Origin of the sequence: Litchfieldia alkalitelluris (assembly GCF_002153425.1) — a bacterium.
Taxonomy (GTDB): domain Bacteria; phylum Bacillota; class Bacilli; order Bacillales; family Salisediminibacteriaceae; genus Evansella; species Evansella alkalicola.
The window spans coordinates 4,239,620-4,251,034 of the sequence record NZ_KZ119600.1 but is presented as its reverse complement, the minus strand read 5'-3'; the positions used below and the strand labels follow the sequence as shown (position 1 = coordinate 4,251,034).

Annotated in this window: 14 protein-coding genes; all 14 read left to right on the top strand. The window is 41.8% G+C overall.

What is annotated here, in order from left to right; translation table 11 throughout:
• Positions 1-20 precede the first annotated feature (20 nt).
• The 14 genes from BW724_RS20045 to BW724_RS19985 all read left to right on the top strand — a co-directional run bounded on the left by BW724_RS20045 (position 21) and on the right by BW724_RS19985 (position 11,320).
• Positions 21-248, top strand: coding sequence for a hypothetical protein (locus BW724_RS20045; protein ID WP_088076890.1), 228 nt, complete (start codon positions 21-23; stop codon positions 246-248).
• 151 nt (positions 249-399) lie between these two features.
• The gene (locus tag BW724_RS20040; protein WP_088076889.1) at positions 400-594 is read left to right on the top strand and encodes a hypothetical protein; all 195 of its coding nucleotides are present in this window, start codon (positions 400-402) and stop codon (positions 592-594) included.
• 318 nt (positions 595-912) lie between these two features.
• Positions 913-1,347 carry a sigma factor-like helix-turn-helix DNA-binding protein gene (locus BW724_RS20035; protein ID WP_088076888.1) on the top strand — a complete coding sequence of 145 codons (435 nt, stop codon included), beginning with the start codon at positions 913-915 and terminating at the stop codon, positions 1,345-1,347.
• Between the two features lie 180 nt (positions 1,348-1,527).
• Positions 1,528-1,695 carry a hypothetical protein gene (locus BW724_RS23785; RefSeq protein WP_176371493.1) on the top strand — a complete coding sequence of 56 codons (168 nt, stop codon included), beginning with the start codon at positions 1,528-1,530 and terminating at the stop codon, positions 1,693-1,695.
• Positions 1,688-2,041, top strand: coding sequence for an rRNA biogenesis protein rrp5 (locus BW724_RS20030; RefSeq protein ID WP_088076887.1), 354 nt, complete (start codon positions 1,688-1,690; stop codon positions 2,039-2,041). Before BW724_RS23785 ends, BW724_RS20030 begins: the two co-directional genes overlap by 8 nt.
• Positions 2,038-3,174 carry a DUF2800 domain-containing protein gene (locus BW724_RS20025; RefSeq protein WP_088076886.1) on the top strand — a complete coding sequence of 379 codons (1,137 nt, stop codon included), beginning with the start codon at positions 2,038-2,040 and terminating at the stop codon, positions 3,172-3,174. Before BW724_RS20030 ends, BW724_RS20025 begins: the two co-directional genes overlap by 4 nt.
• Before the next feature lie 72 nt (positions 3,175-3,246).
• Entirely contained in the window at positions 3,247-3,786 is a 540-nt protein-coding gene (locus BW724_RS20020) for a DUF2815 family protein (RefSeq protein WP_088076885.1), read from the top strand.
• A gap of 66 nt (positions 3,787-3,852) precedes the next feature.
• Positions 3,853-5,811, top strand: a complete 1,959-nt coding sequence (locus BW724_RS20015) for a DNA polymerase (RefSeq protein ID WP_088076884.1) — start codon at positions 3,853-3,855, stop codon at positions 5,809-5,811.
• A gap of 30 nt (positions 5,812-5,841) precedes the next feature.
• Positions 5,842-8,238, top strand: a complete 2,397-nt coding sequence (locus BW724_RS20010; protein WP_088076883.1) for a virulence-associated E family protein — start codon at positions 5,842-5,844, stop codon at positions 8,236-8,238.
• Between the two features lie 340 nt (positions 8,239-8,578).
• The gene (locus BW724_RS20005; RefSeq protein ID WP_088076882.1) at positions 8,579-8,893 is read left to right on the top strand and encodes a VRR-NUC domain-containing protein; all 315 of its coding nucleotides are present in this window, start codon (positions 8,579-8,581) and stop codon (positions 8,891-8,893) included.
• On the top strand, positions 8,841-10,232 hold the full coding sequence (locus BW724_RS20000; RefSeq protein WP_088076881.1) for a DEAD/DEAH box helicase: 1,392 nt from the start codon (positions 8,841-8,843) through the stop codon (positions 10,230-10,232). The genes BW724_RS20005 and BW724_RS20000 overlap by 53 nt, the downstream gene beginning before the upstream one ends.
• Positions 10,213-10,638: a DUF7768 domain-containing protein gene (locus tag BW724_RS19995; RefSeq protein ID WP_088076880.1), complete on the top strand. Its 426-nt coding sequence runs from the start codon at positions 10,213-10,215 to the stop codon at positions 10,636-10,638. The genes BW724_RS20000 and BW724_RS19995 overlap by 20 nt, the downstream gene beginning before the upstream one ends.
• Positions 10,635-10,859 (top strand): hypothetical protein, encoded by a 225-nt coding sequence (locus BW724_RS19990; protein WP_088076879.1) that lies wholly within the window; start codon positions 10,635-10,637, stop codon positions 10,857-10,859. The genes BW724_RS19995 and BW724_RS19990 overlap by 4 nt, the downstream gene beginning before the upstream one ends.
• Before the next feature lie 38 nt (positions 10,860-10,897).
• Complete coding sequence (locus BW724_RS19985; RefSeq protein ID WP_088076878.1) at positions 10,898-11,320, top strand: DUF1492 domain-containing protein; 423 nt, start codon at positions 10,898-10,900, stop codon at positions 11,318-11,320.
• Positions 11,321-11,415: the final 95 nt, after the last annotated feature.

The window sequence follows — 11,415 nt, the reverse complement described above, 5'->3', positions numbered from 1 at the left end:
TATTTTCGGGGAGGAAACAAATGTTAAAAGAAACTGTCCTTTTAAGAGTAGAATGTCCAGAATGCAGACAAAAATTGATGGATAAAGCAGAAGATGCTTCGGGTAAAGTCCAACCGAAGTGTAGTAGGTGTAGGAATGTATGGGAAGTTGATTTGGGAACAAATGAATTCAAATTAATAAGTAAAAAAACCTATACCGAGACGAAAAGGAGCCTAAAGAGCTACCTTAAGGGCCGGATAGACCATTAAGTAATTCATTAATGGTTTATCCGGCCCTGTTTTTATTTGCTAGCATAATTTATCACTATACAAGAACAAGTGTTCTTATGTAAAATGTAAATATGGTGGAAGTGAAAAATTAATAAAAGGTTTAAAACATAAACATAGTTAGGAGGACATAATGACAAAAGAAGCTATCGTAATAAGAGTCGAATGCCTTGTTTGTGGACAGAGGTTAATGGATAAGGAAGAAGATGCAACAGGTAAGGTTCAAGTCAAGTGCAGTAAATGTAAAAGGGTATGGGAAGTTGATTTAGGAACAGATGAATTCAAGTTAATAAGCGGAAAACCAATACCGAGACGAAAAGGAGTCTGAAGAACTACCTTAAGGGCCGGATGACTGTCGACAATGGCAGTCATCTGGCTTTTTTTTGTTTTAAAAGTTCATATCACGATTATACCGAGCGAGGAATCCTAAGAATTACCCAGGCCGGATAATTACTTTTTTTAGTAGTTATTCGGCTTTTTTATGTTCTTAGAAATTAAAAATAATCGGTACCGAGCAACGGAGTCGTGGTGAACTACCTATAGGCCGGACAATGGATAACCCTGATCAGGGTTAGCTGTTGTCCGGCCTTTTTTTTGTCTCTTTTTCCCCTGACGGCTCCTTGCCGGGCCATTGGAGGAAAAGAGAATGAGCAAGTTTATCTACGTTGGCAAGGAGCGAGTACCAGTAAGTGAGGAGATTTATAAAGAGTACTACAGAATGAAAAGACGTGAGAGATACCTAGAAGAGGATATTAAAGTTGGAAGGATAGAGGTTGATCCTGAAGCTGAAACATTTGATTTTATCCCAAGCAAAGAAGATTCAATCAATCGATTGATGGAGCAAGGTGCAGATTTTGAAGGCGATCAGCTAGTAGAAGATATTATTTGCGATAAAGCAACTCTATTAATCTTGCAGGAAGCAGTTGCAGAACTCGAGCGAGAGGAGCGGGAACTGATTGAAGCACTTTACTATAAAAATCTTACTTTAAGAGAGGTAGCAAGCGAAGAAAATATCTCACAGGTTGCTGTATTTAAAAGGCATAAAAAGGTGTTAAGCAAATTAAAGAAAATTTTTCAGTGATTTTGGTTAACAAACTGTCACTCTCGTTGGCTAGTAATTGAGAGGGAAAATTGTTAACCAAAAAGATCATTTTTAGGACCGGAAAAAAATAGAAACTTTTTTATGAATTTTGGTTAACAAATGACTCTCTCCATTGGCTAACAAGTGAAGGGCATTATTTAAAGTTAGGAGGTGAACCCGATGACAACTCAAGCAAAGGAAAAAATAGTGACGACTGTTTCCAATAAAGAAATGCAGGAAGAAATGGTTGGTGTACTTACTGCCATCAGCATTGTATCTAAAAGACTAGCAAACCGATTAACCCAACTAGATGAAAACGAAAAGAAAGGAGAAGCAGAACATGAGTAAAATCAAACTCGCTCTTGATGTAGTAAACGATTTAAGGAACTTAGCTGGTAGTATTGAAGGTTTGGTTGAGGCAATGAAAGCAAATGAAACAGAGGTTGCGAAAGCTGAACTGGAACAACCCAAGAAAACAAAGACTAAGAAATCAACGGAGTCAAAACAAGAGTCCGAACCGGAACAAAAGCAACCCACTCTTGAAGAAGTTCGAGCTGCGATGGCGGAGAAAAATCGTGAAGGACATAGAGAAGCGATCAAATCAATTCTTATTAAATATGGAGCTAATAAGCTGACTGCCCTTGATTCAAAGCATTACACAGAAGTGATGAAAGAAGTGGGTGACATTAAATGAGTGGATCACATAATTCTCACTCCATTTACTCCGCTTCAGGTGCTCATCGCTGGATGGCTTGTCCGCCTTCCGCTCATTTGGAGCAACAGTTTCCAAATGAAACAAGTGTTTTTGCAGAAGAGGGAACTGCTGCACATGATCTAGCGGAGCATAAGTTAAGAAAAGCACTGAAGCTACGTTCGAGGAAACCCGTTAGTAAGTTTCATTCAGATGAGATGGACGAATACACTGATGCTTATGTGGAGTACTGCCTATCATTAATTGAACAAGAAAAGGAGCAGTGCAAAGATATTCAGGTTCTTATTGAACAGAAGTTAGACTTCAGTGATTTCGTAAAAGATGGCTTCGGTACTGGTGACCTGGTTGTAGTAGGGGATGGCACTCTTCATGTAGTTGATTTTAAGTACGGCAAAGGTGTAGTGGTATCAGCGGAACGCAATCCGCAGATGATGTTGTATGCCCTCGGAGCTTTATCCCTGTTTGAAATGCTCTATCAGATTGATCGAATTTCAATGGTTATTGTTCAGCCAAGGGTAGATAACTTCTCTACTTATGAAATGAGCGTGGACGAGCTTCTCGATTGGGCAGAGGGTGAGTTGAAGCCGAAAGCGTTACTAGCCAGTAAAGGTGAAGGAGAGTTTTGTGCAGGTGATCATTGCCGATTTTGCAGGGCAAAAAATCAGTGCCGAGCTAGAGCAGTAAAGAACCTAGAGCTTCTTAAATATGAGTTCGCAGATCCATCCTTACTTTCGGATGATGAAATTGCAGAAATTATTGGTGTAGCAGATGAACTCTCCAAATGGGCGAGTGATATTTACACCTATGCTAGTGCTCTTGCCATTAACGAAGGTAGGCAGTGGGATGGATTTAAGTTAGTGGAGAGTCGTACCCGTAGAAAGTATTCCGATGAAAAAGCTGTAGCTGAGGCAGCAAAGGAAGCCGGTTACAGCGATATTTTCAACGAGAGTCTAATCTCCATCACGGAGATGGAGAAGCTCATGGGCAAGAAGAAGTTCAAAGAAATTCTTGGAGCCTTCGTGGACAAACCCAAAGGCAAACTTACTTTGGTATCAGAAGCAGATAAAAGAAAAGCTGTCGATCCAGTAGCGGCTGAGTTTCAAGTGGAAGGATAAAGTTAATCAATCGATTGATTAACGATATAGCGAGTAATCGTATCTATAAACCAATTTTAGGAGGATTTATTCATGAGTAAAAATACGAAAATTGTTGTTCCAGGAAGATTTAGTTTTGTGAATGTGTGGGAGCCGAAAAGTATTAATGGGAGTGATCCGAAGTACAGTATTTCTTTAATTATTTCAAAAAGTGATAAGAAGACAGTTGCTGCCATTCAGAAGGCCATTGAAGCAGCAAAGCAAGATGGGTTGGCGAAGTTCGGTGGTAAGATCCCGGCTAACTTAAAGACTCCATTGAGAGACGGTGATATTGACCGTCCTGATGATCCAAATTATGAAGATTGTTATTTCATTAATACTAACTCTAAAGACGCACCACAGATTGTTGATGCAAAGATCCAACCGATTCTCGAGCGTAGTGAAGTGTATAGTGGTTGCTACGGAAAAGTGAGCATTAATTTTTATGCTTTCAATACGAACGGGAACCGTGGGATCGCCGCTGGATTAGGTAACGTTCAAAAGCTCCGTGATGGTGAATCTTTGGGTGGGAAAAGCAGAGCTGAGGATGATTTTGAAATTGAGACGGATGAAGATGATGATTTCTTGCAATAGAGGAAATACTCATGGCAGCTGGGAGCCATTTAAGCTGTTTGGACATCCAAAGGTGGTGGTCAGTCTATGAAAACAATGTCATTAGACATTGAGACATATTCGGATATTGACCTTGGTAAATGTGGCGTTTATCGATATGCCGATAGTCCGAATTTCGATATTTTGCTGTTTGCCTACAGCATTGATGGGGGTCCTGTTGAGTTGATTGACTTGGCTAGAGGGGAACAACTCCCTCCAGAAGTTATTGAATCCTTGAAGGATACTACTGTGATTAAGACGGCCTTTAATGCCAACTTTGAACGTATTTGTCTGTCGCGTTATTTAAGTCGAAAGTTTAATAGAACGATTGTTTTAAACCCTGATAGTTGGTCATGCAGCATGACGCAGGCAGCTCTTTTGGGGTTACCACTATCACTTGATAATGTCGGCAAGGTGCTGGGCCTTGAAGATCAAAAACTATCGGAAGGGAAAACTTTAATCAGGTATTTTTGTATTCCTTGTAAACCAACAGCGGCTAATGGTGGAAGGACACGGAATCGACCAGTGGATGCTCCAGAAAAGTGGGAGCTGTTTAAGAAATACAACATTCGGGATGTTGAGGTGGAGCTAGCGATACGGGAAAAGCTAGCTTCCTACCCAATACCGGAGAATGAACAAACCATCTACATCCTTGACCAAAAAATTAACGATCGAGGACTGTTGGTAGATATGGATATGGTGAATGAGGCCATTTCGTGTGACCGACAGTTTACTGTTGCGGCTACTGAAAGAGCCTATGAACTGACGGGTCTTGAAAACCCTAACTCAGTCGCTCAGTTAAAAGACTGGCTGGCAGAGCGGGGAGTGGAAGTAGAGAGTCTATCAAAAAAAGCTGTGTCTGAGCTGGTGGAAGAAACGGAAGGGGAAGTCGAAGAGGCTTTGAAGTTACGACTTTTAATGGCTAAGACGAGTGTGAAGAAGTATGAAGCCATTGAACGCGCCGTTTGCTCTGATGGCAGAGTTCATGGACTGTTTCAGTTTTATGGTGCTAACCGGACAGGCAGATGGGCTGGCCGATTAGTTCAGTTTCAAAATCTGCCTCAGAATCATTTGAGAGATTTAGAGCTTGCTAGAGATTTAGTAAAAGAGGGCAGAGTGGATGATGTTGAACTGCTCTTTGGGAATACGCCCAATGTATTATCAGAGCTGATTAGAACAGCTTTTATTCCGAAAGAGGGTCATAGTTTTGTTGTTGCAGACTTTTCAGCGATTGAAGCAAGAGTGATTTCATGGCTTGCTGGTGAGAAGTGGCGGATTGATGTGTTTTCATCCCACGGAAAGATTTATGAAGCGGCGGCATCGATGATGTTTCATGTTCCTTTTGAAAGTGTGACAAAGGGTAGTCGATTAAGACAGAAAGGGAAAATTTCCGAATTAGCCTGTGGTTATGGTGGCGGTGTTGGAGCGTTAAAGGCGATGGGTGCGATTGAAATGGGTGTTGCGGAACAGGAGCTGCAAGGCTTAATTGACAACTGGAGAGCAGCAAACCCCCGCGTTGTGAACTTCTGGTGGGAAGTAGATAGAGCAGCGATCGAAGCAGTGAAGGAAAGAACAAGAACAAGTACGCATGGACTTATTTTTACGTATCGAAGTGGCATGCTTTTTATCACTTTACCGTCAGGGAGAAACCTTGTTTATGTGAAACCGAAGCTTGCTCTAAACAAATTTGGTCGAGAAGGTCTCACTTATGAAGGGATTGGTACGACAAAGAAGTGGGAGCGGATTGAAACGTATGGCCCTAAAATCGTTGAGAACATTGTCCAAGCAACCTCACGTGATCTATTGGCAGAAGCCATGCTTAGGTTGGATCAAACGGGATATGACATTGTCGCTCATGTGCATGATGAGGTCATTTGTGAGGTGCCCCAGGGAACGAATCGTTCCGTAGGGGAAGTTTGTGAAGTAATGGGTATTGCACCCGAATGGGCTGATGGATTACCGCTAAAGGCAGAAGGCTATGAGTGTTCATTTTACCAGAAAGATTAGTGCTTCTTTTAGGAGAGGGAGGAGGACACGATGAAATTTACGATTTCAGTTGGGAACAGCCGGAAAGATAAAGTGTGGAAACAACAGGTGGTATCTTGGGATGAGTTTGTCAAAAAGCTCTCCCAAACCACTGTCACCAGTGAAACACAGGCAGAGTACCGGAAAATGAAAAAGTACGAACAAGACAATGTGAAAGATGTCGGTGGATTTGTTGCGGGTGAACTGAAAGACGGACGACGTAGGAAAGAAAATGTACTATTCCGCTCCATGATCACACTCGATATGGATTATGCCGATGATGCAAACGTCATTGCTGAAAATATGGAGATGCTTTTTGACTATGCTTGCTGTATATATTCGACCCATAAGCATGTGCCTGAGAAGCCGAGACTTCGGATGATTATTCCCTTGTCTCGACCAGTATCAGCCGATGAGTATCAAGCCATTGCTCGTATGGTCGCAAAGGAAAATGGCATGGAGCTTTTTGATGATACGACCTTTGAACCGAATCGGCTCATGTACTGGCCAAGCACCTCATCAGATGGAGAGTATTTTTTCAAGTTAATTGAAGGAGAGTTTTTAAACCCGGATGACGTTTTAAAGCTTTATAAGAACTGGCGGGATACTTCTAGTTGGCCCGTATCTTCAAGACAAACAGCCATCATCAATAAGTTAATGAAAAAACAAGCCGATCCGATGGAGAAGGACGGCATGGTCGGTGTGTTTTGTAGAAGCTATTCACTTGATGAAGCGATTGAAACATTTCTACCTGAAGTTTATACACCAAGCCTGATGCCAGAACGGTACGACTACATTCCGGCTGATTCTACCGCTGGTGTTGTGATATACGACAATAAGTATGCTTATTCCCACCATGCGACTGATCCAGCGTGTGGAAAGCTATTAAATGCTTTTGATTTAGTACGGATCCATTTGTTTGGTGATTTAGATGAAGAGGTCGATGGAAAGAAGCAGCTTCCTTCGTTTAAGGCTATGACCGAGTTTTATATTAAAGATGGTGTGGTCAAAAGGCAATTAGCTAAGGAACGAGAGATGGAGGCAAAAGAAGAGTTTGCTTCATCAAGTGAAGATACAGAAAGTGATATTGACGATGACTGGGAGTTAGGGTTGGACCTGAACAAGAATGGAACGGTCAAAGATACGTTGAGTAATATTACAGAAATTCTTCGTAATGACGACATGTTTCGGTCTATTGCTTACAACCAGCTGTCTCATATGATTGATGTCAACGGTACGCTTCCATGGAAACAAGTCAAGCCAGGTTGGAATGACTCCGACCTTTCAAGAGCGAAGGTGTACTTTGACAAGAAGTATGGCATTTGGGCACCGGGAAAGTTTAAAGATGCACTATTAACTGCTGCATCCGAGCGAGCTTATCATCCAATTCTAGAATACTTTCATTCCTTACCCGTTTGGGACGGAACGGAGAGAGTGGATAGGCTGTTAATCGACTATCTCGGTGCTGAGGACAACATCTATATTCGTGAAGTCATGAGAAAGACGTTATGTGCAGCTGTCGCTAGGATTTACGAGCCGGGCATGAAGTTTGACCATGTGCTCATTTTAAACGGTGACCAAGGGATCGGAAAGTCTACTTTTTTCGCCAAGCTTGCTGGTCGGTGGTTTTCTGATAGTTTAACTGTTTCAGATATGAGAGATAAGGCAGCAGCTGAGAAACTACAAGGCTACTGGATTTTGGAACTTGGGGAGCTGGCGGGTCTTCGTAAGATGGATGTGGAAACCGTTAAATCCTTTATTACAAGAACCGATGATAAGTTTCGTCAAAGCTATGGTGTCCATGTGGAAAATCATCCAAGGCAATGTATTATCGTCGGAACAACCAATGCAGAAAAAGGCTTCTTACGAGATGTCACTGGTAACAGAAGGTTTTGGCCTGTTCAAGTGAGAGGTGGCAAAAAGAGTATTTGGCACGACCTGAATGAGGCAGAAGTGGATCAAATTTGGGCAGAGGTAATTATGAAATATAAAGCTGAAGAAGAGTTAACGATCAAAGGGGAAGCAGCCGTGATTGCTTACCAACGACAACAAGAAGCCTTGGAAGAAGATGACCGAGAAGGGTTGGTGCGGGAGTACCTTGATACCCTTTTACCGGAGAACTGGAATGAGATGGACTTGTTCCAGCGTCGCAATTTCTTAGCTGGTGATAATGAATTTGGACCAGAAACATTGATTGGAACGGTGAGGAGAACGCAAGTAAGTTTACAGGAAATTTGGTGTGAGTGCTTTGGAAAGAAAAAAGAAGATATCAAACGGACGGATTCCTTTGAAATTCAAGGCATCTTAGTTAAGATTGGCGGCTGGAAACGATATAACGGCAACAAGTCTGGAAAGGTACGAATTCCGATTTATGGTCCGCAATTGACGTATGTACGAGAGGGAACATGATCGGTGTTCCCGTTAGGAACGAATGACGACATTTATGACCTACTTAGGAACGGGATTGCTGTTCCTATGATACTCAAGATGTTACTAGGAACTTTTATAGGAACACATTCAAAGTGAGAGCTGGTGCGGGTTTTATGATATTTGTTCCTATGTTTCTATCTCTACTATAAAGTATTGGTCGTTTACTAATAGAAGCTAAAAACATGTATATATGCGCGTAAGGATTTTTAAACGCTTAAGAACAGCTTTAGGAACAGAGGAAGTGTCAATGAAATGTTGCAAGTTAAAAAGTCTGAAAAGTGATAAGGGTGCTCGATAAATAGATGAGGTGAAAACGATTATGACTGAAAAAGATGTGGAGCAAATGCTCGTGAAAGAAGTAAAGAAAAGAAAGGGACGAGCGTATAAGTTTATTTCTCCTGGTATCAATGGAGTGCCTGATCGACTTGTGCTTATGCCCGGTGGAAAGATTGGTTTTGTAGAAGTGAAAGCACCAGGAAAGAAAATGCGACCACTACAAATAAAGCGAAAAGGGGAGCTAGAGTCACTAGGATTTTTAGTGTATTGCTTAGATGATCCGAGGCAGATTGGAGGAATGCTGGATGGCATTGAACACAGAGTACCAACCTCACCATTATCAAGTGTACTCTACTGATTTTATCTTAAAGCATAAAGAAGCAGGACTTTTCTTAGAACCTGGACTTGGGAAGACGGTGATTTCTCTGACAGCGGTTTGGTTGTTGCTTTACGATTATTTCGATGCGACAAAGGTGCTGGTGATTGCTCCGCTTCGAGTGGCGAGAGATACATGGAGCAGGGAATGTGAGAAGTGGGCACACCTGAATGGACTGGTGATTTCTAAAGTTCTCGGTAGTGAAAAGGAACGAAAGATGGCCCTTTACAAAAGAGCAGATGTCTACGTGATTAATCGGGAGAATGTGGAGTGGCTTGTGAAAAACAAAGAGTGGGATTTTGACACAGTAATCATTGATGAACTTTCTAGTTTTAAATCTCCATCAGCAAAACGGTTCAAAGCACTGAAGAAAGTGCGCCATAAAATAAAACGTATTGTTGGGCTAACCGGAACGCCAGCACCGAATGGTCTATTGGATATCTGGAGTCAGATTTATTTGCTTGATGGTGGGGAACGACTCGGGAGAACCTATAGCGGCTACCGCAGTCGCTACTTCCACCCACAGAAATATATTAACGGTGGCATCCCAGCTGACTATGTCATCAACGAGGATGCGGAAGATAAAATCTATGAAAAGATATCAGACATCTGCATTAGCATGAAGGCGCTTGAGTACTTGGAAATGCCTGAGCTTATTTTTAACAAAGTAGAAGTGGAACTCTCTGAAAAAGAGATGAAGCTGTACCGAAAGCTAGAACGAGATTTGTTACTGCCATTAGAGGATAGCGATGTGGATGCAGCCAATGCAGCAGTGTTATCGAACAAGCTGCTGCAGATGGCAGGCGGTGCAGTCTATGATGAATTTAGTGACGTGAAAGCCATTCATGATAGAAAGCTAGATGCTTTAGAAGATTTGATTGAAGCAGCTAACGGAAAACCAGCCCTTGTTTATTATTCTTTTAAACATGATCGGGACCGCATTAAAGAACGGTTTGATGCAGGAGAGATAAACACCTCGGAGGATATTGCTAGATGGAATGCAGGCAAGATGCAAATTGCTTTGTGCCATCCCGCTTCAGCAGGACACGGTTTAAATTTACAAGATGGTGGTTGCACGATTATCTGGTTTGGTTTGACTTGGAGTCTTGAACTCTATCAACAGGCGAATGCAAGACTTTGGCGACAAGGCCAGAAACAAACAGTGGTTATTCACCATATCATTGCCAAGGACACCATTGATGAACGAGTGATGAGAGCAATTGATGAAAAAGATACGGGTCAAGCAGCACTGGTAGAAGCAGTGAAGGCGAGGATCAATCAATACAAGGAGGGGACGATTAATGGGAGTGAGTCTGTATAACAGTGATGGATACTTGGATCCGACAGCTTATGAAGCATTATCAAATCTTGAACGGGAGAACAAGAAGCAGAAAAAGCTCGTTTTTATTTGCGCTCCTTATGCTGGTGATATTGAAGGAAATGTGATGAGAGCGAAACGCTACGGCCGTTTTGCAGTAACAGAAGGTGCGGTTCCAATTATTCCTCATCTCATGTACACTCAGTTTTTATTTGATGATGATAAAGAAGAACGAAAGTTGGGCATTGAAATGGGACTAGCCTTACTCAGTAAATGTGAGGAACTTTGGATATTCGGTAATCAGTTATCACAAGGCATGGTGATTGAAATAAAAAGAGCGAAATCAAAAAACATGACCGTTCGCCAGTTTTCAACGGAGTGTGAATGGGTGGGAGGAGCGAAACGATGAACGAGAAAGAGTGCTTTGCTTACAAGAATGGGAAGTGCAAAATATTACGAATTAACAAATGCGAAGGTTTAGGTTGTGGGTTTCATAAGACCAGTGAGCAATTAGAGACGGATAGACAGCAAGCGCTTATGTGCATTCAGTTTTTGGATGAAGCAACAAGACGAGACATTAACGAAACATATTATAGTGGGAAATTGAATGAACTGGTTGAACAAGTTTGATTGATTTTAGGTGGTGTCCAAGAAGGGAGGTACTTGCTATGAACGCAAAGGAATATTTATCCCAAGCGATTTGGCTGGATAAGATGATTGATAATAAACTGGAACAACTTGATTCACTCAAGAGTCTATCGGTGAAGGTTACTTCCACACTAAGTGAGGAGAAAGTATCCGGTGGAAACCATGTGAAAAGTGCGATGGAAAATGCTGTCGCAAAGGTGATTGATTTGGAAGAAGAGATTAATCTTGATGTTGACAGACTTGTAGATTTGAAAAAAGAAATTCTTAATACGATACAGGCAGTGAATGATTTGAACTATCAATTGCTGCTTGAGATGAGATACATTAGTGGGAAGTCATGGGATGACGTTGCTCTGGCTCTGAATTATAATAATCGCTCGGTGTTCAAGGTACATGGAAGAGCTCTCAAAGAAATTGAGCTAATTCGAAAAGAGGGCAGTTGAGGGCAGTGAAGGGCAGTCGGTTAATCTGTTATTCTATAACATGTAAAGGTATAGAAAACATCAAGAGTACCAGATGTTGTAGCATATGCCTAAGC

Excerpts from the sequence above, each read along its gene's own strand:
- BW724_RS23785 (WP_176371493.1), top strand. The coding sequence starts at position 1,528 with ATGACAACTCAAGCAAAGGAAAAAATAGTGACGACTGTTTCCAATAAA.
- BW724_RS20035 (WP_088076888.1), top strand. The coding sequence starts at position 913 with ATGAGCAAGTTTATCTACGTTGGCAAGGAGCGAGTACCAGTAAGTGAG.
- BW724_RS20030 (WP_088076887.1), top strand. The coding sequence starts at position 1,688 with ATGAGTAAAATCAAACTCGCTCTTGATGTAGTAAACGATTTAAGGAAC.
- BW724_RS20015 (WP_088076884.1), top strand. The coding sequence starts at position 3,853 with ATGAAAACAATGTCATTAGACATTGAGACATATTCGGATATTGACCTT.
- BW724_RS20025 (WP_088076886.1), top strand. The coding sequence starts at position 2,038 with ATGAGTGGATCACATAATTCTCACTCCATTTACTCCGCTTCAGGTGCT.
- BW724_RS20040 (WP_088076889.1), top strand. The coding sequence starts at position 400 with ATGACAAAAGAAGCTATCGTAATAAGAGTCGAATGCCTTGTTTGTGGA.
- BW724_RS19990 (WP_088076879.1), top strand. The coding sequence starts at position 10,635 with ATGAACGAGAAAGAGTGCTTTGCTTACAAGAATGGGAAGTGCAAAATA.
- BW724_RS20010 (WP_088076883.1), top strand. The coding sequence starts at position 5,842 with ATGAAATTTACGATTTCAGTTGGGAACAGCCGGAAAGATAAAGTGTGG.
- BW724_RS20000 (WP_088076881.1), top strand. The coding sequence starts at position 8,841 with ATGGCATTGAACACAGAGTACCAACCTCACCATTATCAAGTGTACTCT.
- BW724_RS20045 (WP_088076890.1), top strand. The coding sequence starts at position 21 with ATGTTAAAAGAAACTGTCCTTTTAAGAGTAGAATGTCCAGAATGCAGA.
- BW724_RS19985 (WP_088076878.1), top strand. The coding sequence starts at position 10,898 with ATGAACGCAAAGGAATATTTATCCCAAGCGATTTGGCTGGATAAGATG.
- BW724_RS19995 (WP_088076880.1), top strand. The coding sequence starts at position 10,213 with ATGGGAGTGAGTCTGTATAACAGTGATGGATACTTGGATCCGACAGCT.
- BW724_RS20005 (WP_088076882.1), top strand. The coding sequence starts at position 8,579 with ATGACTGAAAAAGATGTGGAGCAAATGCTCGTGAAAGAAGTAAAGAAA.
- BW724_RS20020 (WP_088076885.1), top strand. The coding sequence starts at position 3,247 with ATGAGTAAAAATACGAAAATTGTTGTTCCAGGAAGATTTAGTTTTGTG.